Genomic DNA, 25467 nt, shown 5'->3' with positions numbered 1-25467 from the left:
AGGTTCGGGGCGTTTTTCACGTCCGCGTAACCCATGGAGGCGCTGGCGAAGATCCGCTCGTGATCGTGCGCCGAACCTTGGTCCCCCGATTCGGCGAATTGTGACAAAGAATCCGCTCTTCCGAACCTGTGGAATAGCTCTACACGTCAGGTACGAGCCACTTACCGGCTAGGCCGCAACCGTCGATCGGTACCAGACGAGACGAGCCAAAGATCTCAGGAGGAAGCGTGGAACCCAGGAAGATTCGGGTCGGTATCGATACCGGCGGAACGTTCACCGACATCGTGGCAGTGGACGACGAAACCGGCGCCATCGTCACCACCAAGACCCCGTCCACCCCGGCGGATCCCGCCGAGGGCTTTCTCGCCGGTATCGAGAAGGTACTCTCCAAGCTCGGTGAGAGTGGCGACTCCATCGGTGCGGTCAGCCACGGTACGACCGTAGCGACAAACAAGCTGCTCGAAGGCAAGGTCGAGAACCTCGGCTTCATCACCACCGAGGGCTACGAGCACGTTCTCGAAATCGCTCGTCAGTCGGTGCCGGACGGTTACGGCAACTCGTACTTCTGGGTCAAGCCCGAACGCATCGTTCCCGCCGATCGTGTACGCACCGTCGGTGGACGCCTTTCCTTCGACGGCAGCGAGATTCGTCCGCTCGACGAAGAGAGCGTTCGCAGCGCAGCGCAGTTCTTCAAGGACCGCGGGATCCGGACCATCGGCGTCTGCCTCATGCACTCGTACGCCGATCCGACGCACGAGGAGCGCGTACGCGACATCCTCTTCGAAGTTTTCCCCGATGCGACGGTGAGCATCTCGAGCCAGGTGCTGCGTGAGTACCGCGAATACGAGCGGTCCATCACCACACTCGTGGACGCCGCGGTCAAGCCGAACATCCGCAACTACGTGAACAACATCGCGAATCGTCTGCGTGAGTTCTCGACCACCGACGGCGAACCCCGCGACATCCCGTTCTACGTCATGAAGTCCAACGGCGGTGTCCTCTCGGCCAAAGAAGTTGTTCACCAGCCTATTACGACAGTCCTGTCGGGGCCCGCCGCCGGAGCCCTCGGTGCTGCGCTGATCGCCGACGCCGCCGGCGTCGAGCAGGTGTTGACCTGTGACGGCGGCGGAACGTCGACGGATGTCACCGTCGTGGTTCGCGGCGAGCCCGCGCTGACTACCGAAGGGCGAGTGGGCAACTACCCGTCGAAGATCCCGATGATCGACGTCGTGACCGTCGGCGCCGGTGGTGGGTCGATCGCGTGGATGACGCCGGAACACACCCTCCGAGTCGGCCCTCAGTCGGCCGGCGCCGATCCCGGACCGTTGTGCTACGGCAAGGGCGGCAGCGAACCGACCATCACCGACGCGCACGTCCTGCTCGGCCGCATCCCACCCCACCTGCTCGGTGGCGAGATTCCTCTCGACACGGAATTGGCACGCAAGGGCCTCGAAGAGCTTGCAACACAGCTCAGTCTGGGCTTCGAGGAGTGTGCGGTCGGCGTCCTCGAGGTTTCGGCGTGGAACCAGGCCAACGCCCTGCGTCAGATCACCGTCAAGCGTGGCCTCGACGTTCGCGACTTCACCCTCGTGACGTTCGGCGGCTCCGGCTCCCTGCTCGCCTGCCGTCTCGTCGACATCCTGGGTCTGAAAGACGTTCTCGTCCCGCTCAATCCGGGTAACGTCTCCGCGTTCGGTCTGCTGACGGTCGATGTCCGCAACGACTACGTCCAGACGCACGTCAGTCGTCACGACCGGTTGAAGGCTGAAGACCTACAGAGCCAGTTCGACGCGCTGGCCGGCGAAGCCGAGATCGCGCTTGCCGAAGAGGGTTTCGACGAGACGCAGCGCAAGTACTCCCGTACTGCGGATCTGCGCTACCTCGGTCAGGCATTCGAGGTGCGCGTCCCGGTGGCGGAAGGTACCGTCACGGCGCAGATCATGGACGACGCGGCCGAGGCGTTCCACCAGGCGCACCGCGAACTGTACGGCTACGACTTCCGGGGAGACCCGTCGCAGCACGTGGAATGGGTCAACCTGCGCGTGAGCGGCATCGGCCCGATCAAGCGTCCGACGCTCAAGGAGATCCCCGCCGGCACCGGCGCCGACACCGCCCGAACCGGTTCGCGGCAATCGTATTTCGACAGCTGGGTCGAAACTGCTACCTACGACCGCACACTGCTCGGTGCGGGTGACGTCATCGAAGGACCGGCCGTGATCGAGGAGTTCAGCTCGACTGTCCCGATCCACCCCGGATTCTCGGCACGTATCGACACCTTCGGGAACATTCGTATCTCGAAGTCTTCCGACTCGAACGGAGTGAAGTGATGACCGCCATTCTCGATGCTGCTGCTGCCACCGCGGCCAAGCCGTACCGACTCACCGCTACCGACGGCGCGTCACCTGATCCGATTTTGGTCGAGATCGTCGCCGGTTACCTCGCCAGCGTGGAAATGGAGGTCGAGACCTCCATTTCGCGCACCTCGCGCTCACCGATGATCCGTGATGCTCACGATTTCCGCGCCGGTATTCACGACCGGAACCTCCGCAAGCTCACGGGCCGTTCGTATTCCGCGCTGGTGCATCCGATCGCCCGGGACTTCCCACTCGAGACGATGAAGCCGGGAGACGTGTACTTCCACAACGACGTCTACCTGTCCGAAGGTGGCATCGGCCATCTCCCCGACCTCTGCGTCACGGTGCCTGTCTTCGCCCGCGTCACTCCCGATGCCGAACCGAAGGTTGTTGCGTTCGTTCAGGCATTCGGTCACCACGACGACATCGGCGGTTGCTGCCCCGGCTCCATGCCGTCCGGCGCCACCACGGTGTACGAAGAGGGACTGATGGTTCCGCCGATCAAACTGTGGGACCAGGGAGTTCCCAACGAGGCGGCGCTGCGCATCATGACGCGTAACTCCCGCATGCCGGACGCCCTCGCAGCTGACCTCGACGCCGAGTGCTCGGCGTGCCTGATGGGTGCGCGTCGACTCACCGAATTGTTCGAGCGCTACGGCGTCGACACCGTCGAGTCGTGCTTCGACGCGATGATGGACGCGACCACCGAGACGTACCGCCGCGAGATCCTCAGCAAGATCCCGGTCGGTGAGTACACGTGGGAGGACTACGCCGAGCACGACGGCGTCGACGAGCCGATGCTCCACATCCAGCGCATCACGCTCACGAAGACGCGGCCGGAGGACGAGGGCGGCGAGCGACTCATCCTGGACTTCAACGGAACCGGACCGCAGGCAAAGGGCCCGATCAACCACTGCGGTGACTACGCGGACGGAAACTTCCTCATCAAGTGGTTGGCCCCGATTCTGCGTAACCTCGCGGACACCCCGGAGCGCATGGCCGAACTGGATGTCAACGAGGGCGTCGTACCGCTGATCGAGATGAAGTTCCCCGAAAAGGGAACACTGATCACCCCGATCTTCCCTGCCCCCACCAACGCGCGCACGTTCGTCATCCTCCGTCTGCTCGGAGTGCTGGCCGGCGTCGTCGCCAAGGCTGTGGACGGCAACATGCCCGCCGATCAGGAGACCATCAGGTACACCGGCGTTTACGGTGAGGACTTCGAGGGTCACTCGTACCTCATGCGTGAGGTGCTCGGCGGCGGTTCCGGCGGACGCTACTACGCCGACGGCGAGGACACGATTCACGTCGTTCCCGATTCACGGAACCTGCCGACCGAATTCACCGAGAGCCGTTTCCCCTTCATCGTCGAAAAGCTCGGTCTGGCCATGGATTCCGGCGGAGCCGGACGCTACCGGGGCGGCCTGGGATACGAGAAGCACATCCGCATGCTCAAGGATGCTCACTTCATGTCCATCGCGGACCGTTCGATCCTCGCCTGCTGGGGAGTCAAGGGCGGCAAGGCCGGTCGGCCGTTCTCCGTCGTCCTGGATCCGGGTGGACCGAACGAGCGTGAGTTCGACGCGCTGACCGATGCCGAGCCGATCAAGGCCGGCGAGGTCGTACGGATTCGCACCACCGGTGGTGGCGGTTGGGGAGATCCACTGGAGCGCCCGACCGAAGAGGTCTTGCGAGACATTCAGTGGCGCAAGGTTTCCGTCGAGGGTGCACGCGACGACTACGGCGTTGTCGTCATGATCGAGGGTGACGAGCCGACCGTCGACGAGGCTGCTACCACGGAGTTGCGGGATCAGTTGCGCTCGGAACGCGGTGAGAACGAGCCCTTCTTCGATCGGGGTCCGGGCTACGCGCAGCTTTCGGGTGGCGCCACCTCAGCGGTCTACGACTACGTCTAGGACGGAAAACTCTCATGGAGAACGGAATTGCTCGCGGCGCCGACATCGCGGTGATCGGCGCCGCGGGTAAGACCGGTGAGGCCGTCGTCGCCGCACTGCCGCCGAGCGTGACAGTTCGGCGACTGGTGCGAAAGGCGCGTGTCGACGGGGACTTCGAGGTAGAACTGGAAACCGGAAGCGGACTGCGCAAGGCGCTCGCCGGGTGCCGAGGCGTGTACTTCATTGCCCCGAACGTCCATCCCGACGAGCCCGCACTGCTTCGCAATGCGCTGACGGCAGCGGCATCGGCGGGAGTGGAGCACTTTGTCTATCACTCCGTCGCGTGGCCGTTCAGCCCGTCCATGCCGCATCACCTGGACAAAGCCAGGTGTGAGGACGAACTGCATCGTTCACCCTTGAAATGGACTGTGCTGCAACCGTGTGCGTACGCGCAGAATTTCGAGGCGGTACTCACGGGCCGATCTGACACCATCGTCCTGCCGTACAGCGCGGAAACGAAGTTCTCGTTCGTGAGTCTGGCGGACGTGGCGGCTGTTGCCGCGGTCGTACTGAGCGAGGGCTCGGGTGAACATCACGGAGCGACGTACGAGGTGGGCGGCCCGCAAGCTCTGAGCGTCATGGAGGTGGCACAGATGGTGGAAAAGCAGACGTCACGGACCGTCGCGATAGATCAGATCAGCGTGGATCAATGGCGCGAACAGATCGGCAGCAGCCTTGACGTCAACGCCAGCTCGCGTCTGGCGGTGATGTTCGAGTTCTACAACCACCACGATTTTCTTGCCGGCAGCGCGGCCGTCGAACTGCTTCTGGGTCGCCGACCGATGGCCGTCGAGAGCCTGATTCGCTGAATCCGGCTACGAAATGCCTCCTGCCGCCCAGACCACCAGTGGGGGCAGGGCGGCCAGGATCAGGCAGACCGTTCCGTTGAGCCACTTGTGCTCCACCGTGACGGCGGCGAACTCGCGCAGAATGGCGCTCGGCAGGTAGTACCGGGCGGTGTGGGAACCGATGACTTCCGCATCCAGATCGAGGCTTCGGGCAAACGTCGCAGTTCGGAGGATGTGGAAGTTGCTGGTGACCAGCACCATTCGAGGCTTCGTGGTGTTGGCACGGAGAAGGTCCCTGGTGTACTCGAGGTTCTCGAGCGTGGTGGTCGAGCGGTCCTCGAGAATCACGCTCTCGCGCGGTATCCCGTGATCGACGAGGTAGACGCACATTGCCTCCGCCTCGCTGACCACCTCGTCCGAACCCTTCCCGCCGCTCACGACCAACAGTGGTGAACGTCCTTCGCGGACCTCGGCGCGAAAGACGTCGGCCGCCTTGTCCAGACGGCTGGCAAGCAGGGGCGTCACGTCGGCGCCCGAAAGCCCGGCGCCGTGAACCACTATCGCGTCCATTCCGGGCTGGTACTTCTGGCGTCCGTAGACGTAGGAGTAGAGCAGAAAGCTCGTGAACAGAAACCCCAGGTACGACGCGACCAGGCTGAACGAACCGAGAACGACTGCGAGCCAATATCTCTGCGTCAGCAGCGCTGATGCGAGCAACACGTAGGGAACGAGCAGGCCGAGTCCGGCGACGAGTGAGAGCAGATTCGCGACGCTGAATCCCTCGCGCCGCAGCATCGTGACTCCGTTGACGATCAGGAATCCTGCAAGCATGAGCACCAGCAACGGCGAGAGCAGAGCGATCGTCGCGATGACGAACGACGGGACCTCGGTTCCCGGCGCACCCGACTGCAACATCCACAGACCGGTGAAGATCAGTCCGAGAAGTAGGTAGACGCCGTTGCTCAGCCTCCGTCGATCCTGCCTGAACCGGTAGCCGCAGAATCCGAGCAGCGCGAGGCCGATGAGGAGAAGGATCACGGAGCCAGCCTAGGCGAGGCGCTTACGACACGGGCGCCACCACCTTCGACTGCTGGATCGCGGACAGGACCCTGGTACGGCACTCGATGAACAGTGGGTCTGCCTTGGTGGTCAGTTGATCTCGAGCTCCGGTCAACGGGACGTCGACGATGTCCTGCATCAATGCCGGAGTTCCGCCGAGGACGACCACTCGATCGGACAGGTACACCGATTCGTCGACGTCGTGGGTGACGAGGAGGACGGTGATGCCAAGATCACGCTGAAGCGTCAGCAGCAGGTCTTCGAGTTCCGCGCGGGTCTGCGCATCGACCGACGCGAAGGGTTCGTCCATGAGGAGTACCTGCGGCCGATAGGCGAGAGCGCGAGCTATCGCCACTCTCTGCTGCATTCCGCCGGACAACTGCCAGGGGTAGGAACGCGCAGCACCGCCTAGACCGACAACGGCAAGTGCATCGCTAACCCTCTCGTTCTGAACCTTCCGCGCCAGACCGTTGCCCCGTAGCGGCAGGCGAACGTTCTCGCCCACTCGAAGCCACGGCATCAGTGTGCGTCCGTAGTCCTGTGACACGAGAGCCAGCGTGGCCGGCGGTGCATCGATCGCGATCCCGGCGATGCGGACCTCACCGGTGGTCGGCTTCTGCAGACCGGCGATGCAACGAATCAGCGTGCTCTTGCCGATGCCGGAATGGCCGACGATGCAGACGATTTCTCCGGGTGCAACGGACAGATCGATGCCGCGGAGCACTTCGCGGCCGGTGGGACCGCCGTAGGTCACCCCGAGGCCGCTCAGTTCGACTGCGGGTTTCGATGCCGCAGATTCTGTGGATGACATCAGTTTCCTTTCACTGCGAGAGCGTCGTGGGTCCGCGGCTGCCATCTGAGCAACCATCGTTCGATCACGCCGTATCCGAGGTTGAGCACGTATCCGATGATTCCCATCAGGAGAATTCCGGACCACATGTCGGCGATCGCGAAGGTCTGTTGCGCGACGATCACGAAGTGACCGATTCCTGCAGTGGAGACGTACATTTCGCTTCCGACCATGATGACGACACCGATCGCGAGACTGGTGCGGATACCGACTGTTATCTGCGGCATCGCTCCGGGGAGGAGTACCTGCGTCACCAGGAGGGGTGTACGGATCCGGTAGCTGCGCGCCACCAATCGGATACTCGGGTCGATGGAGCGAATGCCGTCGAGGGTGTTGAGGAGTATCGGCCAGACCGCGCCGAAGGCGATGGCGGCAACGTTACCCGTCGAACCGGTTCCGAAAACGATGAAAAGTGCGGGTAATACGGCCAGCGCCGGAATAGCGCGGAAGAACTGGAGAAACGGATCGGCAATGTCGGCAGCCAGCGGGAACAGTGCCAGCAGGAGACCGGCACCGACGCCGACCGCCAGTGCCACGGCGAGACCGAAGGCAAGGTTGGTCAAGCTCGGTACGACGTCGTGGGCGAATCCCGGACCGAACCAGTTGTCCACAAACGCTTTCCAGATACGTGACAGCGGCGGGAAGTAAGGCGACTTGCTCGACTCCGAACCGAAGTACCATACGACGACGATCAAGATCGGCAGCCACAACTCCCACGCGAGGAGTCGAAGTCCTGACATCATCTTCACGTCGTCATCCTCCTCGGGATGTAATGCCAGGCAAGTAAACGATTCTCGATCGCCATCACGGCGAAGGCGAGCAGCATTCCGAGTAGTCCGGCGACGATGATCAGTGCGAACATTCGATCGGGAACGGATTGGCTCAGCAGGATCTCCTTACCGAGTCCCGGCACGCCGGCGATCAATTCTGCACCGATGGTCAGCAGCAAGCTCAGTGTTGCCGAGATGCGAATCCCGGTGAAGATGTAGGGCATCGACGCCGGTGCGACGACGAGAGCGAGCCTGCGCCACAGTGGAAGTCGGAAGGATCGTGCGGTGGCCAGCAGTTCCGGGTCGACGTTGCGCACACCGTGAATCGTCTGGAGCAGAATCGGCCACACACTTACTGCCACGATCAGTGCCACCGCCATCCGTTGCGTCGGGCCCATGATCAGCAGAAAGAGCGGAATGATTGCGAGCGGCGGAACGGTTCGGCAGAAGTCGATGACGAAGCGGGAGGAGACCGTCAGGAACGGGTGCGCGGCGAGCAGCAGCCCTGCCGGGATTCCGATCTCCAGGCACAGCGCCAATCCGATCGCCGTGGTGGTCACCGTTTGTCCCAGTGATGTCCACAACGAGGACATGCCGAGCTCGTTCACAAAGGCCACTGCCACGTCGCTGAACTTCGGAATACCTTTGACGTCCTCGTCGCCGAGCATTCCGAAGATCTGCCAGGCGGCTGCCAACGCGAAGAGCGTCAGCAGCCGACCGAGCAGAACCTGCCTGCGGCGAGTCTGCAGGGTTGTCAAGGCGGACAACTCAGTTGGCCGGGGTCAGCAGGGATTCGGCCTCGACCGAATCCGTCAGTACCCCGTACTTGACCAGCAGTTCGATCTCCGTGCCGAGAGCACCCGGTTCCACTACTGCGACGAACTGAGGATTCTTGCTGTTGGCCAGCATTTCGAGCGGAATCTTGGCTTGTGTCGAGAGTGCAGCCTTGACCGCGCCCGGATTCTGATTGGCGTAGTCAACTGATTTGGCAAGCGCGGTACGGAATTTCGCGAGTGAGTCAGGGTTCGCATTGACAAACGATTCCGAAGCGACCAGCGAGGTCCCCGGTACACCGGGTGCGGCCAAGGGGAAGGGGTGGCCGAGGATCTTCAGCCCCGAGTCGGTTGCTTTACTCAGGAACGGATCGATGAGGAATGCCGCGTCGGCCCCGCCGGTGGAAACCAGGTCGCCGAGGTTGGGCATGGGCGCCTGAATGAACGAGACCTTGTTCGCTGCTCCGCCGGATTTCTCCACCGCGGCAGAGATGACTGCTTCGCTGACGGACTTCAAACCGCTGATCGCGACGGTCTTGCCTTCGAGGTCACGGAAGCCGCTGATGGAACTGTCCTTGGCGACCACGAGACCGGACTGGTCGACGCTGTCATTTGCGGCAAAATTCGTGAGCCCGCCGACAATGGTGACGGGCATGTTCTGGCTCCGTGCCTGAATTGCGGCAGCGGCAGTCGTGGCTGCCATATTTGCATTTCCGCTGAGCAACAACGGAATTTGAGCCGAGGAACTAGCGCCGCCCTCCACGAGTTGGATGTCGAGTCCCTCATCGGTGAAGTACCCCTGCTCCATGCCGAGCCAAATCGGTGCGAAGTCCGCGATCGGCTGAGGTGCGATTCGAATCGTGGTGGTCTGGGTGCCCCCGTCGTCGGAGGCCGTGGCGTCGCTCGAACAGCCTGTCAGTGCCAATGCCGCGGTCGCGACTGCGGCCAGGGCAACAACTCTGAACCGTGGTGTCGACCGAAGGGTAAGTCCAACCGTCATGTCCGAAAACCTCTCGCTGGGAAAGATATGACTTCCTTGCCGGTAATCCGGTGGGAAGGTGAAGACGCTCAAAGAATTCCGTACGCCGGAACGATTGTTGTGACTATAGTAATTTCCTAGGCGAATGCCAAGGGTTTTCCAAGAACACGAGATTTCGGATCGCCGGGTACATCCACGGCACCGGGAGGGGATCGGATGACGAAGGGTTCTGCGTCCGCCGTCGACAAAGCGCTGGATCTACTCGAGGCCATCGCGCGCTCGACCACGCCGATGAAGCTCAGCGAACTGGCAGAAGAAGTCGGGATGCTCCGCCCGACTGCGCACCGAGTGCTCGGAGAACTCGCGAACCGTGGTTGGGTCTTCCGCTACGACGGTCGCTATCTCCCCGGCCCGGCTGCACTGCAGGTTTCCCACGAAGCGGCAGCGCATTCGTTGGCGGCCTTGTGCGATCCGACCATGCGGGTGCTGTCCGAGAGCACGGACATGATGGTGAATCTGCAGGTTCTCGAGAGCGGCGGGACGCGGATCATCGCGGCGCTGCGTCCCGAGCGACTCAAGATGATCACTCGTATGCTCGGGGATCTGCTTCCGCCGCACCGGTTCGCGGGTCCGCTCGCGTTGGTGGCGGCACTCGAGGACAACACCCGGGCGCCCTACCTGGCGATGGTGGAGAAGAGTGGCTATCCACTGGAAGGACCCACCGGCTTTCTCGCCGACATCGCCGAGACGCAGAAAACCGGATTCGCCGTTGTCCACAAACGATCTCAGGACATCATCGGTTCGGTCTCGCGTGCAGTGTCTTCCCGCAAGGGGTCTCCGCTCTGTGCGTTGACGGTGATCGGTTTCGATACCGACTTCGATGCGAAAACGACGCGAATGGTCGAAGAACACCTGCTGCGGGCCACCGATGAAGTGCAGCAACTCCTCACTGACCACACTTCGGGCAAGCGCCCGTCCGACACAGGAGAACAAGGATGATTTCACGGACCGAGGGCTTCATCACCGTCGCAGACGGCGAACGGGTCTGGTACGAGACTGCCGGCGAGGGCCCGGATCTGATTCTCACGCACGGTCTCGGCGGAAATGCGGCCGTCTGGTACCAGCAGGTGCCCTACTTCGCTCAGCACTATCGGGTGATCAGCTGGGATCAGCGAGGATTCGGCCGCTCTACCAACGAGAACGGCAACCACGGCCCGGTAGCGGCAGTCTCTGATCTGATCGAAATCATGGACCTGTTGGCGGTTGATCGAGCGCACGTGGTCGGCCAGTCGATGGGCGGTTGGGCCGCATTGGGGACCGCGATCGCTGTTCCGGACCGGGTGGAGTCGGTAGTCCTGGCCTGCACGACCGGCGGCATTCCCGTCGGATTCGGTCCGGACAGCGCACCTCCCCTCACCGCAGCACCCGTCACCGCGCGGCCCCTGGGGGAGCATCCCGCTGTGGGCGGACGGTTGCCGAGCTTGGACATGGCGAGGGCATACCTGTACCAAGCTCTCGGCACCTTCGGTCATCGCCCACCTGACACCGAGTTCTTCCGAATTCTCAAGGCCCACAACTACTCGCCGAGCGATCTTGCCGCGGTGACGGCGCCGGTTCTCCTGATCGCAGGTGAGCTGGACGATTTGATGACACCCGAGCGGATTCGCAGCGCCGCCGAGTTCCTGCCCCACGCCGAAGTGGTCGAACTTGCCGACCGCGGCCACTCCCCCTATTTCGAGGACCCACACGCGTGGAACGAGTTGGTGGCGCACTTCCTGGCCGATGTTCGTGCGCGCCCAGTGCGCTGAAACGCCAACTCGTCACGCATATTCCAACTCCGAGGAGATCTAATGGATTCATCTCAGACCGTCGAGTTCATCCCACCCGCTTTCGATACGCCGTTCTCCACCGGAGTGCGCGTCGGAGACGTTCTGTATCTGTCGGGTCAGATCGGCATGCTCCCGGACGGGACTTTGGCCGACGGCTTCGAAGCGCAGGCTCGTCAGACCATGGAGAACATCGTGGCTTCGCTGATCGCTTACGGTTCCGGCGTCGAAGCAATCTTCAAATGCACTGTCATGCTCGACGACATGTCTCGTTGGCAGGAGTTCAACAAGGTCTACCTCGAGTATTTCCCGGCGTCGAGACTGCCGGCCCGCAGTGCGTTCGGAACAGACGGACTGGCGCTGGGTGCGCACATGGAGGTCGAATGCATGGCCTACACCCCGCGGTTCTGACTGCTCGCGGGCACTAGCCGTCCCAATCCACACGTTCAGCCAGGCGCAGCAATGTGCGTCGGCGTGTAGTGCTGGTTTCGCCGATGTGCGCGATCCGGCCGTAGATGCGGGCGCGGAAGTCCTCGATACCGTCCCGATTCTGTTCCTGCGCAGAAGTACTGGCGGCATTGTGCAGCAGGGCGCGCAAGCGATCGTAGTCGTCGCGCGGATACGAGGGTTGGTCGTTGATCACCAGCCCGGTGAGGTGTTGGCGTCGATGAGGGCGCATCACCTTGGTCTTTCGTGGATGGATGGCAAACCCTTCGTCCCTGGCGATCTGCTCGACCGTCCAGAGGAGGGTGCCGACGTCGGCTACTTCGATTCCGGAGAACGCGAGGTCGTCGGCGTATCGGGTGTAGGTGAGCCAGTTCGCTTGTGCGAGTCCACTCAAGCGGATGTCGAGTTTGCGTGCGACGAGATTCGCCAGTGCAGGAGAAGTGGGTGCGCCTTGCGGAAGATGCGCGGTGCGTAGCTGTGATGCCTGTGCATACGGTAGGCCGCGCAGGGTATCGGCAGGTGTTGCAACAGTGCACAATCCGGTGAGAACGCCTGCCACTGCGGGTGGATAGCCGAGGGCGGCGAAGACGGCATGAACGCGGCTGCCGCTGATCGAAGGGAAGAACTGCGCGAGGTCCGCGCCGATCACGATTTCCGACTGTGCGTGCGGCGCTGCAAAAGTCAGAGGGCTTCGACCACGGACAAATCCGTGTGCCGCGTCGTGCGGGGGCACCAGGTCGAGGATGCGGCGCAGGATCTTCCGCTGAATTTCGCGCAATCGGGGTTTCGGTACCTCGAGGAGGCGAGCGCCGGCCTTCTTGCTGATCTGCATCGGCCGGTAGTGGCGTAGCGGTCGGGGTTTCGTGCGGAGCCATTCCCCTCGGTCGGCGAACCACTCGAGTTCGGAGATCGTCAGATCCAGTGAACGAGCCAGGTCCACACTGGTGTTGTAGCGGGGAACGTCGAACCGCCACACCGAGGTTTCATTGGTGTCCAGTGAGAGAGGAACAGGCCGCAGGCGAGGTAGTTCGCGAAGCAATCGGTACAGAGTCTGCGGTTCGAACGGTGGAGCGGGCATGAGGTCGAGAACGCGCACGGCCAGGAGCGTCGGGGAAACGCCGAAGACGGTTCCGAATGCCTCCTCGAGGCCGCTGAGGGTCCACGGAGCGTCAGCGGCCGCAACGGCCAGACGACGCGCCAACTCGGGATCGAGCTCGAAGTCACGCATGATTCGACTCCGGGATGCGACGGGGCGGGGTGACCAAATCCTTTGTCCGGTGCGGCGGCAAGCACGCGGAGCGTGCCGAACGCCGGTGGACGCAGTATCCAATTCTTCTGGCCGACCCAGGGGTTACCCCTGAGACTGGTCGCGTGGACCAACTCTCACCCACGCGCCGCCGCATTCCTTCACAATGGCAGACCGTTCGGTATCTGTCACGTGTGAAGCGGATCTGTCAGGAGTGGGTCCTCAGATCGACGAACGATCCGAACCGACGAACTCGCTGATCCACGGCACGACTGCTTCGCGGACGGTGACCGCTTTCGGCAGTAGTCCGTTGCTCAGCAGGAGATCGGCCGCGCGCTGCTGCTCGTCCAGGAACTCGTCGGTGACAGGGTTGACACCGAAAGGACGTCCGCGCAGTGCAGCTTCCCAGGCATCGATGCTCGCGGACCCGCCACGCTTCTCGATGTCGTCGACGAAGATCTGCGCGGCTTCGCGGGGGTTGGCTTCGATCCAGGCGTCGGATTCCTGCAGGGCCTCGATGATCGCCTGGAGGGCCTCCGGGTTGGTATCCGCGAAATCGCGCCGGGTGAACCACAGTGAGGGGTGGCTGAAGAGTCCGTCGGTGGCGATCAGCGTGCGCAGTTCGTGGTTCGCTTCGATGTCCGTCAGCCCCGGGTACGCGCCAACCCAGGCATCGATGGTGCCGTCGACGAGGTCCGCTCCACCACCGCGTACGTCGGTGTCGACGGGGACGATGTCGGACCAGGTCAGCCCCGCCTGATCCAGGGCGAACAACAGAAGTGTGGTCTGCCACGATCCGTGCGCGATGCCGACGCGCTTGCCGCGCAGGTCCTCAACCGTGTTGATCTCGGACTCTGCCTTGACTACCAGGCGCCCGTTCTCCACACGTGGGCCGGAGATTCCGATGTAGACGAGATCGCGGCCCTGAGCCAATCCGGTGACGGGCGGCGTGAATCCGGTTCCGATCACGTCGTATCCGCCCTCCTCGAACAGCCAGTCCGAGTGCAGGGTCGGCAAGGCGTTTTCCGGGTTCACTGCAGGCTTGGCGGGAAGCTCACGCAGGTCCACCCACTCGACATCGGGGAGACGGCGTTCGAGGATTCCGGTGTGGCGCAGTACGAACAGCGAATTGTTGTGTGGGAAGTATCCGACGCGAACGGTCATGAGATCTACGGTTTCCTGTTCTGAATCAGTGATGGGGGTGGCTAGATGAGGCCGCGTCGACGCGCCTCGTCGGCGAGTCCGCTACGGCCCCACTGCACGACGAGGTTGGATGGATCGAATTCAACCGAACCGCCGAGGGATTCGGCGATCGCCTGGAACTGGGCGCCTTCCTCGAGGAGGACGACGAACTTCGCGAGGTCGAGCAACCCGCTGCGGCCGATGACGTTGACCCCGCCGTTGGCTTCGAAGATCGCCACCAGATCGGGATCGTGTTCGAGACGCTCGAGAATGAAATCGCCTGCAGAACGGGACCGATCGATGTGCGGCGGAATCTCTCGGGAGAGCGTCAGCCTCTGCGAAGCCGCATAGCGGATGGGTAGCGTCCGATGTGTCTGTGCCCAACCGCCGAGCCACGGTGTGTGGATGTGGACAACGCTGGTGATTTCCGGATGCTGACGGAAGACCGATGCGTAGCCGGTGACAAATCCGGCAGATCCGTTGCCGGACAGCACCTCTCCATCGAAGGTGGCGACAACCGGTGACACCGACGGATCGTTCGCCCACGGTCCCGGATCGTTCAGGGCGACCGCGATTTCGGTGCCGGGTACTCGTTCGACGAAGTTGACGGTCCCGTTGGCTGCAACGGTTCCGGTCTTGCGGAAGACGTCGAATGCTTTGTCTGCTGCTTTGCGAGCTTCTTCGACGAATGCTGCGGTATCGGTGTCGAGTCGAGTTTCGGTGGTGGTCATCGAGTCTCCAGTCCAGAAGGTGTGATCGGGGTGCGCTGCAGGAGGGGAAGAACTTCTTCGCCGACGCGGTATGCCTCTTCGAGATGCGGGTTACCGGCGAGGATGAAGGCGTCGACGCCCAGTTCGCGCAGCTCGTCGATTCTTTCGGCGACCTGCTCGTAACTGCCGACCAGTCCGAACGCCGGTCCGCCGCGGATGAGGCTGAAGCCGCACCACACGTTGGGTTGCACTTCCAGATCTCGGTAGCCGGTGATGTGTTCGGGTACCCAGCCTTTGATGCGGGCGGCGCCCACCGAGTCACCCTGGGCTGCACGGTCGGCGGCCCCCTTGTCGACGAAGGCCCAGCCTTTCTCGATCTCGGCCCACGCGGCTTCTTCGGTGTGCCGGGCTACGACGTCGATGCGTACGGCGAATTTCGGCGTGCGTCCCAGTTTGGCCGAGTTCTCCCGCACCCCGTCGATCTTGGCTCTGAGATCGGCGTACGGCTCCAGCCAGGAAAGGTAGTAATCGGAGTGCAGTCCGGCGGCGGCGACGGCTGCGGCCGAAGATCCGGAGAAGTACACCTCGGGAAACGGTTGGCCGGCCAGTCCGGTTGGCAGTGCGGCGCCGTGGGTCTGGAAGAAGCGACCGTCGAAGTCGAAAGGTTCACCGTCCCACACACCCTTGAGGACATCGAGGAATTCGGATGTCCTGGTGTAGCGATCGTCGTGGTCGACCTTGTCGCCCCACCACAGCTGAGGCGCTCCACCTCCGCCGCTGATGATGTTGTAGACCAGACGTCCACCGGTTGCGCGCTGCAGACTGGCCGACATTCGCGCTGCCTGTACCGGGTGAAGGAACCCCGGTTGGAACGCAACCATGAAACGGTAGGTGGTGGTCTCGGCGGCCAACGCTGCTGCGGTCGCCCACGGATCCTCGGTCATCGGGAAAGACGGCAGAAGTCCACCGAGGAACCCTGCGGACTCGGAAGCCTTTGCCACCGCTGCCATGTGGTCGATGTAGCTGTATCCGTCCAATTCGCCGCCGCGGATCGCGGGAGCAATGTTGCCCGGCCCGTATCCACCGGCATCGCCGCGGTTGTAGCGACGCGGAGTACGCAGCGACGCGTGGTCGCCTTCCATCCCGATCCGCCAATAGAAATCGATGCTCATGCGGTGGCCTTCTCTTCTGTGGTGGCCTTCTCTTCCTTGCGAATCCGACCCTCGGGATCGACCAGGTGCAGGAGATGCTCGCCCGCCCGGTGCAGCTCTTCGATGTGTGGCCGACCGGACAAGACGAAACCGTCCACGCCGATATCGCGATACGACGACAATCGCTGCGCCACCTCCTCGTAGCTTCCGACGAGGCCGATACTGTGCTCGTAGCCGATGCGGTCGAATCCGGACCACAGGATGCCGCCCCGATCGATCTCGAGTGCAGCGGAATCGGCTTCTCTCAGTTGCCGTTCGACGCGAGCCCAGGCTTCGTCCGCTGTTTCCCTCGCGATGATCGGGATGCGCAGGACCTTCTCGACGGTCCTGCCGAGTTCGGATGCTCGGTCGTCGAGGGTGGTGATCCGTGTCGACAACTCGCCGCCGGCAAGGGTGAACTGATGGACATCGGCATGGTGGGCCGAGAGTTCCAGAGCTTCCGGTGAGTCTCCGGTCAGATGTACTCGGGGAAAACGGAGTCCCGACAAGATGCCTCGGAATCCGCCGCCGAGTACGTCGTAGTATTCGCCGTCGAAGTCGTAACCCGTGCCGCCGAATCCGCCAGGGAGAATTTGCTCCTCGTTCCATACGCCACGGGCGACGGTCAGGAACTCCGCGGCGCGCGCGTAGCGGTCGGCTCCTCGAACCACGTCGCCGCGAGCAGCGGCGTCTTCGGGGTCCGTCTCTACCTTCACTCGCCATTCGAGACGACCTGCTGACAGGCGCTGAAGTGTCGCCGACATTTTGGCGGCGTAGACGGGGGTGCCGAAAGTGGGGTGAAACTCCACGACCACTCGCGAATGACGCGTCTGACGTAGGGCGGCGGCAGCAACGATCCAGGATTCTTCGCCATTCGGATCGTACGGTGCGACAACGCCGTCGACGCCCGACAGTTCGGCGGCGAGAACGATCTGTGCCAATTCGTCGAAGGGCCCGAAGTTTCCGGGACGAACATCGGTCGCAACGGTAGTCGGTCGCTGTGGCCCGAAGCCGCCGCGACTGTTCAGCGCGGCCACTGCTCGGCGTCCGTCACCGCGCGAGGACAGCTCCCAGTAGACGTCCGTCATTCTGCTGTGCCCTTCTGCGCAACAAGGTTGCGTGCCTGTTCCAGTGGTTCGTGCGCCACCCAGGACTGCAGGTCGAAGTCGGCGGCAAGGAAGCCGTGCGCATACAGGAATTGCTTCTGCACCCCGAGCAGGTCCACACGCTCGTCAGACAGGCTCAGATGCAGTCCGGTGTGGAAGTTCTCGCCGTATGCTGCCACCACACCTTCGGGCCCCGACTGTGTTTCGGTTTGCAGAACGGCTCGGACCTCGTCGATGTTGGCTGCGGCCCAGTCCGCCGCTCTCAGGCTCTCGGCAAGGAAACCCACGACGATGTCCGGGCGCTGTTCGAGTAGATCGGCGTGAACCGTGATCGGTCGTGGGGTGCCGTTGTTGACGCGATCACGCAGGGAAGCAGTGGAATCGAGATCGACGGCCACCGCGAGACCGTGTTCGCGGGCAACTTCCTGGGCTCGGGCGCCCTTGACGTAGATTGCGTCGACGTCGCCGCGTAGCAGGGATTCGACGCCCCACGTCGTGTTGCGGGTGGACGAGGCGGTGCGGACCTCGGGGGCCGCCGTCGTCGCAACCTCGACGAGAGTGACGTCGGCAAAACTCAACTCGCCGAGTCGAAGTGCGGAGGCGAAGCCGTGCAGGGCCATGGCACGAGGAAAGCTCCTGGCCTGATCTGCCGCCCAGGCCGGGATGCCGATCCGAGCGCCTGCCAGAAGACCGGCTTCTCGGATGTCGGAGTCTCCGCGCACCAGGATTGCCTGGGCCTCATCGATCCAGGTGAGCCCGATGAGCCTCGTCGGAGAACCACTGGCACGCGCAGCCAGTGCGGGGACGTTGCCGCCTTCGCGAATGAGTCCGGAGAGGTGGTGATCGAAATGGCGCACTGCCAATTCCGGTCCGGCATCTTGCAGTACGCCGAAACGCACTCCGGATTCGTTTGCCGTCCGGTCGAGCCAACCGAGACTGTTGGCGAGGCCGCTGGCGGTGGGAACGGGGCAGCGGGTGTACCAGAGTGTGTCGATTGCGGAATCAGCGATCAATGTCATGACTGTCCTGTCCGTCGGGGAAGGTGCGACCGACGCCGAGTTCCTTCAGGAAACTCGCTCGGTAGCGCAGAGATTCGGGATCGTTCCGATCGCGGGGGCGTGGTAGGTCGATGTCGACATCCACGGCAAACCCGCCCTTGTCGAGGATGAGCACACGGTCGGCAAGTCGTACGGCTTCGTCGACGTCGTGCGTGACGAGCAGTACTGCCGGACGGTGGCGGGCGACCAGATCGCCTACCAAGTCTTGCATTTGGAGCCTGGTCAAAGCGTCGAGGGCTGCGAACGGTTCGTCGAGCAGTAATAGTTCAGGTTCGCGAACCAGAGCGCGCGCCAGTGCGACGCGTTGGGCCTCGCCGCCGGAGAGGGTGGCCGGCCAGGCGCGGTGCTTGTCCGCGAGGTTGACCTCGGCGAGTGCGTTGCGTGCATTGTCGGTGACCTGACGTGACCGTTTCTGTCCGACTGTGACATTGGCCAGAACTCGCTTCGACGGGATCAATCGCGGTTCCTGGTAGACAACCGTGCGGTCGCGCGGAACCAGCACCTCCCCGCTGTCCGGTGCTTCCAAACCGGAGAGCACTCGCAACAGGGTCGTCTTGCCGGTACCGCTGGGGCCGAGGAGAACGACGAACTCGCCGCGCGTGATCTCGAGGTCGATACCGCCCAGAACAGTCTTGTCACCGAACGACTTACGCACTCCGGTGAGCGAGACCGCTACCGGTGATCCGGCACGTCGCTCGGCCGCAGTGGTGCCGGTCCGCTCACGGGCTGCCAACGGCGGCAGAGGTGCTTCGGTGGATGGCAGCGAGCCGATGGTTGTATTCGTCATCGCGCCACCGACAATCTCCGCCACGGCATGGAGTACCGCTCGATCAGTCTGACGATTGCGTCGAAGATGAGTCCCAGTGCCGCGTACATGACGATGCACAGAACCATGTAGTCGGTGCGGTTGTATTCCTGCGCCAGGGTGACCAGATATCCGATGCCCTCACGTGTGCCGACCTGCTCGGCGGCGATCAATCCGGTGATGCTGAGCGACAGGCAGATTCGAAGCCCCATCAGAACACCGGGGAGGGCGGTCGGAAGAATCGCTCCGAACACCAGTCGCCAACCCGTCAAGCCGAAACCTTGTGCCGCTTCCACCATCTTGCGATCGACTCCGCGCACTCCCAGGTAGGTGTACGCGTACATGGGGGCGACGGTCGCGACGGCGATCAGGACTACCTTGAAGGTTTCGTCGATACCGAACCAGGCGATGAACAACGGAACGAGCGCGAGGAACGGAACCGCGCGGTTGATCTGCATGGTCGAGTCGATCAGTTCTTCGCCGAGCGAGGAGAGACCGGACAGAACCCCGAGCACCAATCCGACGATCACACCGACCGAAACACCGAGTGCAGCACGTTGAAGCGACGCGAGACCGAAGTCGACCAACTGACCCGACTGGTACAGCTCGGCGAATGCCGTCCACACCGCCGGAGGTCCGGCCAGGATCTCTTCGCGGATCAGTCCGGTAGCGGATCCGATCCACCATCCGGCAACCAGCAGCGCGGGCACGAGGAAGCGGAGTGGGATCGAGACCCACTTGGGCCTGCTGCGATTGCGGCGGTAGCGGGGCGTTTCGAGTTGCGGATGCACCACCGACGGCGACGCAGTTCGTGCGGGCCGGGTCAGCGTCACCATCGGGTCACTTCCCCTCGGTGGTGGGCGCTGCCGCTGCCGAACCTGCCACAGCACCCTGGAGGTCGAAGATCACGTCACTGCCCTTGATCGGCTGCTGGATCACCTTGTTGTCGGCGAACAACGTGGAGATCGATTCGAGGTCGGTAGCGTCGGCTGCAGTCGGGTAGCGGAAGTTGGTGATCTGGCCGCCCAGGGTGATCGCGTCGTCGAGTCGCTGTCCGGAGAGTGCGCGCGGACCGGTCTGTTCGAAGACGTTCTCGAATGCTGTCGGGTCGGCCTGCTGCTTCGCGGTGAGTTCCTGGGTGACCTCGAGGAACTTCTGGACCACTTCGGGATGCTCTTCGAGTACTACGGTGCGGCCGGCGATGATGGTGCTGTCCACGGAGTCGATGCTCGCCTCGGTTGCGATCTCGACCGCGCCCTTGGCCTTGGCCTCCTGATACGGAATCAGGAACGATGCCCACGCGTCGACCTGCCCGGTGGAGAATGCCGACGCCGCGTCAGCCTGTTGCAGCGGAACACGTTCGACGGAATCGATCGGCACTCCGGCCTGCGTCAGAGCCTTGAGCGTGATGTACTCGCCCTTGCCTGCAGGGTTGACGGCGATGCGCTTGCCGGCCAGATCTGCGACGGTCTTGATGCCGGACTCCGGAGTGGCGATGATGCCGGCCTGGTCCTTGTTGTACGGGTCGGACGTGGCGAAGATGCGGACACCCACGTCCTTGGACAGTGCGCCGACGACGGGACTGTATGCGCCGGTTTGGATGTCGAGTTCACCGCTGTTGAAGAGTTTGAGGTTGGAGCTGAATCCCGGTGTGGTCTTGACCCATTCGATCTTTGCGCCCAGCGGTGCCAGAGCCTCGTCGTAGGTTCCGTCACGCTTGCCGACGGCGATGGCACCGGAGTTTCCGGGATCGAAGACCTTGAGCGTGAAGTCTGCGCTGGAATTGCCTGCGGCGCTGTCGGAATCGGAAGACCCACACGCCACCGCCAACCCGGCCAGCGGGATCATGGCGAGCGCAGCGGCAGCTCGTGGCAGTCGGCGGAAGCGGGACATGTATGTGGCTCCTTCAGGCGTTGAATCGTCAGAACTGACGACGATGACGCTATTGGGTGCCTGTCCGTTTTACCCCCGTTTGCTTTCTGGAGATTGGAAATCTTGACAACATCGGAAGTCTGTTCATCTGGGCTTTTGCAGGTCCACGTTCGGTTCCTTTCCATCTGATGGAAAGGATGGCCGGACTGCTGGGTCCGTGTTAGCGTCCGATTCTCAGGTCGATCAGGCCACAGCGAAAGGATCGTTCGTGACGGACGCACGCGGCGCGGGAGTTCAGACGGTAACCCGTGCCCTGACCATGCTCACATGTTTTCGCAGTGGCGAAGAACTGGGAGTCTCGGAAGTTGCGCGGCGACAAGAGCTTGCGGTCAGCACCACGCATCGATTGCTGCAGTCGCTCGTCGACGCGGGATTTCTCGAGAAGGACGACGCAACCAGTCGGTATCGCATCGGCGCGGCGCTGGCGGCTTACGGACAGGTCTCCTACCGGCAGCATCGGATCTATCTGTCCGAGCCCTATTTGGAGCAATTGGCCGCGACGACAGGAGCATCCGCTTCCCTGGCAGTGCGAAGCGGAAGTGAGGTGGTGTTGCTCGGATTCAGTCGGTGGCGCGAGGCCGACGGGCACGTGCTGCAGGGTGTCCGCCTTCCCTTGCATGCGAGCGCACTGGGGAAAGCCTTTCTGGCTTGGTCCGATGTCGACGATTCCGAGCTGGCTGCGCTGCCACGTGAAGCGACCACTCAGCGTGCGATCACCGATGTCGCCGGTATCCGCCGGGAACTGGAACTGACTCGTGAGCGAGGATACGGATTCAACGACGAGGAGTTGACCCCGGATTTCCGAACGATCGGAATTCCGATCATCGATGGATCCGGCACTGTGCGTTACGCTCTCGGGCTTCGTGGTCCGGTCGAGCTGATGATCGACGAACGGATTCCGTTTCTCGCCGACCTTGCCAAGGTGACTGCACGACAGATCGGTGAGGTCCTTCTCTGACGTGATGTGAAAGCGCTTGTGGCAGATCCGGCCGAACGTGATTACCGTTGAAGTCGAGGGCGTGATCGCACAATGGCTACGCGACGTGACCGCGTCCTCGCGAGCGTGGAGACGAGTGATGACGACGATCGGTGTCGTTGCCCTGTTGCTGGGCGTCCTGTTGATTGTGGTCGAGGCGCATGCCCCAACCGCGGGGGTGCTCGGTGCGCTTGGAGCACTCATGATCGGTGCCGGCGTCTGGATGCTCTTCACATCCGACGGTATCGGCCAATTGATCGCGATCCCGGTGACGGCGGGGGTCGCGGTAGTCGGCCTGGGCGTGGTGGCGGTAGCGAGTCGAAAAGCGCTTACCGCGCGCCGCGCTCCCGTGCGTACGGGGACGGAATCTCTTGTCGGCTCGGACGCGACCGTTCGCAGTTGGACCGGTGCGCAGGGTCAGGTCGAGCTCGACGGCGGATTATGGCGTGCTCGAATGGAATTCGGGTACGACGATTCTGTGCCTGCCGTGGGCGAATCCGTCGTCGTAGAGCAGGTTCGAGGCCTGACTCTGAAAGTGCGCCGTCGTGAACCGTGGGAGCTGCCGCTATGACCACCGTGCTTGTCGTGTTGTCCGTGTTTGTCGTGCTGATTGCAGTCCTTGTGGGCATGTCGGTGAGAGTTCTGCGCGAGTACGAGCGCGCGGTGGTGTTCCGCCTCGGTCGACTGATCACCTTGAAGGGTCCTGGTCTGGTGATTCTGGTGCCGGCGATCGATCGCATGGAGCGGGTCAGTCTGCGAACCGTCACGCTGAAGATACCGGTCCAAGAAGTGATCACTCGCGACAACGTCCCCGTGAAGGTCACCGCCGTCACGTACTTTCGGGTCGTCGACGCTGACCGTTCGATAGTCGAGGTCGAGGATTTTCTGGCCGCCACCTCACAGATCGCCCAGACCACACTGCGCTCCATTCTCGGTAAAGCTGAGTTGGACTCGCTCCTCTCCGAACGTGAACGGCTCAACGAGGACTTGCAGAAGGTAATCGATCAGCAGACCGAGCCGTGGGGAGTCAAGGTCACGACCGTCGAGATCAAGGACGTCGAGATTCCGGCCAACATGCAGCGCGCCATCGCCAGGCAAGCAGAGGCCGAACGAGAGCGGCGAGCCAAGATCATCAACGCCGACGCCGAGTTTCAGGCTTCGGCCAAGCTCGCCGAGGCGGCCGAGGTGATCAGCCGCAATCCGACCACCCTGCAGTTGCGATATCTGCAGACACTTCACGAGATCGGTAGCGAGAACAACTCCACCGTTGTCTTCCCCTTGCCGCTGGATCTTGTCCGGCCCTTTATCGGTGGCGGAGTTGCGGCAACTCCCGCGACCCAAGAACCTGCCCGTTTCGCCTGGAATGCGAAAGTTGTTGATTAGCATCTAGTTTCGGTTATCCGTTCCTTGTATTCGAAACTATGTTCGATTAGACTTTCGGCATGGACAGTCGGGATGCGTGGCAGCTGGATGGCGAGGGCCTCAAGGGGGAGGTTCTGGATCTGGTGCGTGTCCGGCACGAGTTGCAGTCGCGGTTGGTGTTGCTGATCGTGGAGGTGTTTTCCCGTGAGGTTCTCGGCGGGAAGGGTTTTCGGGCGATCGCGCAGTGGTTGCATGGTTCGACGAATTTGGAGATCGGTGAGTGCAGTCTGCTGGTCGGGTTGGCGCGGTTGTTGATGCTCGAACCTGTTGTCGCGGATGCGTTTCACCGTGGTGATGTGGATGCGTTGAAGGCGCGGCAGGTTGCGTCGTTTTGTCAGCATCCGCCGAAGAACATGACGCCGGCGGACGTGGACAAGGCTCGCGGGATCTTGCTCGGGTTGGCGTCGAAGAACATTGCCGATTGTGATGCGGTGCGGGCGGCGATCCGGCGGATCGAGAAGCAGTACGGCAAGCGTGAGGACGGTGTTCCGGTCGGCGAGGATTCGGAGCGTAACGAGTTCTACGCGTCGAAAGGCCTGTACGGGCGCGTGTCGGTGAAGGGCGACCTGGATGCTGTGAACGGGGCCCGGTTGATCACGTTGCTGTCGAGCCTGTCTGCTCCGACACCGGAGAAGGACGGCGTCAAAGACACCCGCACCCCGGCGCTACGGCGGGCGGACGGGTTTTGCGAGTTGTTGCGGCGGTACGAGCGGGCGGGGTTGGGTCCGATCGAGGGCGGGGTGAAACCGCACATCACGGTGACTGCGTCGGCGAAAGACATGACCGACCTCAAAGCAATGAAGGATATGTTGCCGTCGACTCAGGAACTGGGTTTCGCGTGGACGGATTGGGTGGGCCCGATCAGTATCGACACTGCCCGGATGTTGGCCTGCGATTGCACGGTCACGCGAATTTTGTTGGATGAGAATGGTGTTCCGCTCGACTGCGGTAAGGAAGCGAGAACGGCGACGGTGCCGCAGCGGCGAGCGTTGGCGGTTCGTGATGGCGGGTGTGCGTTTCCCGGGTGCGGAACTCCGTCGGGGTGGTGCGATGCCCATCATATTGTTCACTGGAACGATGGTGGCCCAACAGATCTCGACAACCTGATCTTGTTGTGCGGTCATCATCATCGGACGCTGCATCACACGGAGTGGCGGGTGGAGATCGGACCGGATCGGAAATCGGTGTTCTATCCACCGATGTCGATCGACCCGTATCAACAGCCGATCGGCGGGAACAGCCCACCCACAGCAGCCTGAACGGGCGCAACTGAATACGTACACACCGGGGCTTAGCCATGCCCCGGTGTGTACGGCGTGTGCGGTCAGAGCATCGTCGAGATATGGTCCGGCAGCGCGACACCGGAGTCGAGATCCTCGGACGGGATCGGTTCACCGAAGTGCGTAGCTGCGGGAACTACTCCAGCCCAAACGGTTTCGATACCGATGTCGGCGGCATCGTCACCGGGGCCGCCGGTGCGAGCCTTGACGGAAGCCTCGTACAACGGCAGCGCAAGAACGATGGTTGCCACCATTTCCTTGCGCGTGTGATCCCGCAAGTGTTGGGAACGTCCGGGAACCACCTGGTCGACGATCAGATTCAAAGCCTTCACGCGTTCGTCGCCGTCGGTCACGACTCGAGGTGATCCGATGATGACGCCGCTGCGGTAGTTCATCGAGTGGTGGAAGCCCGACCGAGCCAACACGAGCCCGTCGAGGATCGTGATGGTGATGCAGATTTCGCTGTCGGGAGCCAAGCTCCGTGAAGCGACTGAACCGTGAACATAAATAGATCCGCCGCGGTCGGGGCCGTCGAGGTCGAACCCGTAGGCGGTGGGAAACACCATGGGAACTCCGCCGACGGTCACACCCATGTGGCACAGCTTCGCGGACTGCAAGACGTCGACGAGTGCCGCGCGTTCTGCGACGCCGTGGTGGCGGGCGCGCTTGTGCGTCGTACGTGCTGTTGGGGACAGCGGAACAGGTGCAGTGGGGGCAGGAGCAGGGGCAGCAAAGACAACGGAATCTGTCATGCAGACA

The 25467-nt window shown here is 62.7% G+C and carries 25 protein-coding genes; 10 read left to right on the top strand and 15 right to left on the bottom strand.

The features are described from left to right. The first annotated feature begins 227 nt into the window (after positions 1 to 227). The 3 genes from EHW12_RS29255 to EHW12_RS29245 are packed head-to-tail and all read left to right on the top strand — an operon-like array spanning position 228 to position 5118. Entirely contained in the window at positions 228 to 2327 is a 2100-nt protein-coding gene (locus EHW12_RS29255; RefSeq protein ID WP_125052444.1) for a hydantoinase/oxoprolinase family protein, read from the top strand. Further along, on the top strand, positions 2327 to 4270 hold the full coding sequence (locus EHW12_RS29250; protein WP_125052442.1) for a hydantoinase B/oxoprolinase family protein: 1944 nt from the start codon (positions 2327 to 2329) through the stop codon (positions 4268 to 4270). Before EHW12_RS29255 ends, EHW12_RS29250 begins: the two co-directional genes overlap by 1 nt. 14 nt (positions 4271 to 4284) lie before the next feature. Further along, positions 4285 to 5118, top strand: a complete 834-nt coding sequence (locus EHW12_RS29245; RefSeq protein ID WP_125052440.1) for an NmrA family NAD(P)-binding protein — start codon at positions 4285 to 4287, stop codon at positions 5116 to 5118. A gap of 6 nt (positions 5119 to 5124) precedes the next feature. Here EHW12_RS29245 and EHW12_RS29240 read toward each other — a convergent pair whose 3' ends face one another. From EHW12_RS29240 to EHW12_RS29220, 5 genes are read right to left on the bottom strand one after another with little or no spacing between them, the layout of a single operon-like run. Continuing rightward, a complete protein-coding gene (locus EHW12_RS29240; protein ID WP_050656900.1) occupies positions 5125 to 6135 on the bottom strand; it encodes a YdcF family protein in 1011 nt (336 codons plus the stop codon). 22 nt (positions 6136 to 6157) lie between these two features. After that, complete coding sequence (locus EHW12_RS29235; RefSeq protein ID WP_030537951.1) at positions 6158 to 6967, bottom strand: ABC transporter ATP-binding protein; 810 nt, start codon at positions 6965 to 6967, stop codon at positions 6158 to 6160. Next, the gene (locus tag EHW12_RS29230; protein WP_241199190.1) at positions 6967 to 7749 is read right to left on the bottom strand and encodes an ABC transporter permease; all 783 of its coding nucleotides are present in this window, start codon (positions 7747 to 7749) and stop codon (positions 6967 to 6969) included. The genes EHW12_RS29235 and EHW12_RS29230 overlap by 1 nt, the downstream gene beginning before the upstream one ends. 2 nt (positions 7750 to 7751) lie before the next feature. Further along, positions 7752 to 8534 carry an ABC transporter permease gene (locus EHW12_RS29225; protein WP_206434796.1) on the bottom strand — a complete coding sequence of 261 codons (783 nt, stop codon included), beginning with the start codon at positions 8532 to 8534 and terminating at the stop codon, positions 7752 to 7754. Positions 8535 to 8544: 10 nt separating this feature from the next. Continuing rightward, positions 8545 to 9549, bottom strand: coding sequence for an ABC transporter substrate-binding protein (locus tag EHW12_RS29220; RefSeq protein ID WP_050656902.1), 1005 nt, complete (start codon positions 9547 to 9549; stop codon positions 8545 to 8547). 195 nt (positions 9550 to 9744) lie between these two features. Here EHW12_RS29220 and EHW12_RS29215 point away from each other — a divergent pair, with 195 nt between their 5' ends. Genes EHW12_RS29215 through EHW12_RS29205 form a run of 3 tightly spaced genes read left to right on the top strand, consistent with a single transcriptional unit; the run spans position 9745 to position 11765 of the window. Beyond that, on the top strand, positions 9745 to 10527 hold the full coding sequence (locus EHW12_RS29215) for a helix-turn-helix domain-containing protein (protein ID WP_003946023.1): 783 nt from the start codon (positions 9745 to 9747) through the stop codon (positions 10525 to 10527). Then, on the top strand, positions 10524 to 11336 hold the full coding sequence (locus tag EHW12_RS29210) for an alpha/beta hydrolase (RefSeq protein ID WP_050656903.1): 813 nt from the start codon (positions 10524 to 10526) through the stop codon (positions 11334 to 11336). The genes EHW12_RS29215 and EHW12_RS29210 overlap by 4 nt, the downstream gene beginning before the upstream one ends. A gap of 42 nt (positions 11337 to 11378) precedes the next feature. Next, positions 11379 to 11765 carry a RidA family protein gene (locus tag EHW12_RS29205; protein ID WP_050656904.1) on the top strand — a complete coding sequence of 129 codons (387 nt, stop codon included), beginning with the start codon at positions 11379 to 11381 and terminating at the stop codon, positions 11763 to 11765. A gap of 13 nt (positions 11766 to 11778) precedes the next feature. On the opposite strand, the gene EHW12_RS29200 is transcribed toward EHW12_RS29205, so the two are convergent. From EHW12_RS29200 to EHW12_RS29160, 9 genes are all read right to left on the bottom strand, one after another. Further along, positions 11779 to 13029, bottom strand: a complete 1251-nt coding sequence (locus EHW12_RS29200; RefSeq protein WP_082239233.1) for a reverse transcriptase family protein — start codon at positions 13027 to 13029, stop codon at positions 11779 to 11781. A gap of 240 nt (positions 13030 to 13269) precedes the next feature. Further along, positions 13270 to 14211: an ABC transporter substrate-binding protein gene (locus tag EHW12_RS29195; protein ID WP_020971394.1), complete on the bottom strand. Its 942-nt coding sequence runs from the start codon at positions 14209 to 14211 to the stop codon at positions 13270 to 13272. 41 nt (positions 14212 to 14252) lie between these two features. After that, positions 14253 to 14960: a class II aldolase/adducin family protein gene (locus tag EHW12_RS29190; RefSeq protein WP_065456452.1), complete on the bottom strand. Its 708-nt coding sequence runs from the start codon at positions 14958 to 14960 to the stop codon at positions 14253 to 14255. Further along, positions 14957 to 16111 carry an LLM class flavin-dependent oxidoreductase gene (locus tag EHW12_RS29185; protein ID WP_125052434.1) on the bottom strand — a complete coding sequence of 385 codons (1155 nt, stop codon included), beginning with the start codon at positions 16109 to 16111 and terminating at the stop codon, positions 14957 to 14959. The genes EHW12_RS29190 and EHW12_RS29185 overlap by 4 nt, the downstream gene beginning before the upstream one ends. Further along, entirely contained in the window at positions 16108 to 17217 is a 1110-nt protein-coding gene (locus tag EHW12_RS29180) for an LLM class flavin-dependent oxidoreductase (RefSeq protein WP_042922013.1), read from the bottom strand. Before EHW12_RS29180 ends, EHW12_RS29185 begins: the two co-directional genes overlap by 4 nt. Beyond that, positions 17214 to 18254 (bottom strand): ABC transporter substrate-binding protein, encoded by a 1041-nt coding sequence (locus tag EHW12_RS29175; RefSeq protein ID WP_007735503.1) that lies wholly within the window; start codon positions 18252 to 18254, stop codon positions 17214 to 17216. Before EHW12_RS29175 ends, EHW12_RS29180 begins: the two co-directional genes overlap by 4 nt. Continuing rightward, positions 18238 to 19080, bottom strand: coding sequence for an ABC transporter ATP-binding protein (locus EHW12_RS29170; RefSeq protein WP_007735504.1), 843 nt, complete (start codon positions 19078 to 19080; stop codon positions 18238 to 18240). Before EHW12_RS29170 ends, EHW12_RS29175 begins: the two co-directional genes overlap by 17 nt. Beyond that, positions 19077 to 19934, bottom strand: coding sequence for an ABC transporter permease (locus EHW12_RS29165; RefSeq protein ID WP_007735506.1), 858 nt, complete (start codon positions 19932 to 19934; stop codon positions 19077 to 19079). Before EHW12_RS29165 ends, EHW12_RS29170 begins: the two co-directional genes overlap by 4 nt. A gap of 4 nt (positions 19935 to 19938) precedes the next feature. Further along, positions 19939 to 20991, bottom strand: coding sequence for an NrtA/SsuA/CpmA family ABC transporter substrate-binding protein (locus EHW12_RS29160; protein WP_007735508.1), 1053 nt, complete (start codon positions 20989 to 20991; stop codon positions 19939 to 19941). Between the two features lie 247 nt (positions 20992 to 21238). Between EHW12_RS29160 and EHW12_RS29155 the strand changes: the two genes are divergently transcribed. From EHW12_RS29155 to EHW12_RS29140, 4 genes are all read left to right on the top strand, one after another. Then, positions 21239 to 21988 carry an IclR family transcriptional regulator gene (locus EHW12_RS29155; RefSeq protein ID WP_030537941.1) on the top strand — a complete coding sequence of 250 codons (750 nt, stop codon included), beginning with the start codon at positions 21239 to 21241 and terminating at the stop codon, positions 21986 to 21988. 118 nt (positions 21989 to 22106) lie between these two features. Next, positions 22107 to 22577: an NfeD family protein gene (locus EHW12_RS29150; RefSeq protein WP_007735511.1), complete on the top strand. Its 471-nt coding sequence runs from the start codon at positions 22107 to 22109 to the stop codon at positions 22575 to 22577. After that, positions 22574 to 23389, top strand: coding sequence for a slipin family protein (locus EHW12_RS29145; protein WP_003946040.1), 816 nt, complete (start codon positions 22574 to 22576; stop codon positions 23387 to 23389). Before EHW12_RS29150 ends, EHW12_RS29145 begins: the two co-directional genes overlap by 4 nt. 59 nt (positions 23390 to 23448) lie before the next feature. Then, on the top strand, positions 23449 to 24687 hold the full coding sequence (locus EHW12_RS29140; RefSeq protein ID WP_125052432.1) for an HNH endonuclease signature motif containing protein: 1239 nt from the start codon (positions 23449 to 23451) through the stop codon (positions 24685 to 24687). A gap of 65 nt (positions 24688 to 24752) precedes the next feature. Here the strand turns inward: EHW12_RS29140 and EHW12_RS29135 are convergent, their stop codons facing one another. Next, positions 24753 to 25460 (bottom strand): pyridoxamine 5'-phosphate oxidase family protein, encoded by a 708-nt coding sequence (locus EHW12_RS29135; RefSeq protein WP_007735513.1) that lies wholly within the window; start codon positions 25458 to 25460, stop codon positions 24753 to 24755. Positions 25461 to 25467 lie beyond the last annotated feature (7 nt).

It is taken from the genome of Rhodococcus sp. NJ-530 (assembly GCF_003860625.1).
GTDB classification, from domain to species: Bacteria; Actinomycetota; Actinomycetes; order Mycobacteriales; family Mycobacteriaceae; genus Rhodococcus_F; species Rhodococcus_F qingshengii.
This window is presented reverse-complemented; position numbering and strand designations above follow the sequence as displayed.

Coding starts and splice junctions, on each gene's coding strand:
- EHW12_RS29250 (WP_125052442.1), top strand. CDS start 2,327: ATGACCGCCATTCTCGATGCTGCTGCTGCCACCGCGGCCAAGCCGTAC.
- EHW12_RS29245 (WP_125052440.1), top strand. CDS start 4,285: ATGGAGAACGGAATTGCTCGCGGCGCCGACATCGCGGTGATCGGCGCC.
- EHW12_RS29235 (WP_030537951.1), bottom strand. CDS start 6,967: ATGTCATCCACAGAATCTGCGGCATCGAAACCCGCAGTCGAACTGAGC.
- EHW12_RS29230 (WP_241199190.1), bottom strand. CDS start 7,749: ATGATGTCAGGACTTCGACTCCTCGCGTGGGAGTTGTGGCTGCCGATC.
- EHW12_RS29220 (WP_050656902.1), bottom strand. CDS start 9,549: ATGACGGTTGGACTTACCCTTCGGTCGACACCACGGTTCAGAGTTGTT.
- EHW12_RS29215 (WP_003946023.1), top strand. CDS start 9,745: ATGACGAAGGGTTCTGCGTCCGCCGTCGACAAAGCGCTGGATCTACTC.
- EHW12_RS29210 (WP_050656903.1), top strand. CDS start 10,524: ATGATTTCACGGACCGAGGGCTTCATCACCGTCGCAGACGGCGAACGG.
- EHW12_RS29205 (WP_050656904.1), top strand. CDS start 11,379: ATGGATTCATCTCAGACCGTCGAGTTCATCCCACCCGCTTTCGATACG.
- EHW12_RS29200 (WP_082239233.1), bottom strand. CDS start 13,029: ATGCGTGACTTCGAGCTCGATCCCGAGTTGGCGCGTCGTCTGGCCGTT.
- EHW12_RS29195 (WP_020971394.1), bottom strand. CDS start 14,211: ATGACCGTTCGCGTCGGATACTTCCCACACAACAATTCGCTGTTCGTA.
- EHW12_RS29190 (WP_065456452.1), bottom strand. CDS start 14,960: ATGACCACCACCGAAACTCGACTCGACACCGATACCGCAGCATTCGTC.
- EHW12_RS29185 (WP_125052434.1), bottom strand. CDS start 16,111: ATGAGCATCGATTTCTATTGGCGGATCGGGATGGAAGGCGACCACGCG.
- EHW12_RS29180 (WP_042922013.1), bottom strand. CDS start 17,217: ATGACGGACGTCTACTGGGAGCTGTCCTCGCGCGGTGACGGACGCCGA.
- EHW12_RS29175 (WP_007735503.1), bottom strand. CDS start 18,254: ATGACATTGATCGCTGATTCCGCAATCGACACACTCTGGTACACCCGC.
- EHW12_RS29170 (WP_007735504.1), bottom strand. CDS start 19,080: ATGACGAATACAACCATCGGCTCGCTGCCATCCACCGAAGCACCTCTG.
- EHW12_RS29165 (WP_007735506.1), bottom strand. CDS start 19,934: ATGGTGACGCTGACCCGGCCCGCACGAACTGCGTCGCCGTCGGTGGTG.
- EHW12_RS29160 (WP_007735508.1), bottom strand. CDS start 20,991: ATGTCCCGCTTCCGCCGACTGCCACGAGCTGCCGCTGCGCTCGCCATG.
- EHW12_RS29150 (WP_007735511.1), top strand. CDS start 22,107: ATGACGACGATCGGTGTCGTTGCCCTGTTGCTGGGCGTCCTGTTGATT.
- EHW12_RS29145 (WP_003946040.1), top strand. CDS start 22,574: ATGACCACCGTGCTTGTCGTGTTGTCCGTGTTTGTCGTGCTGATTGCA.
- EHW12_RS29140 (WP_125052432.1), top strand. CDS start 23,449: ATGGACAGTCGGGATGCGTGGCAGCTGGATGGCGAGGGCCTCAAGGGG.
- EHW12_RS29135 (WP_007735513.1), bottom strand. CDS start 25,460: ATGACAGATTCCGTTGTCTTTGCTGCCCCTGCTCCTGCCCCCACTGCA.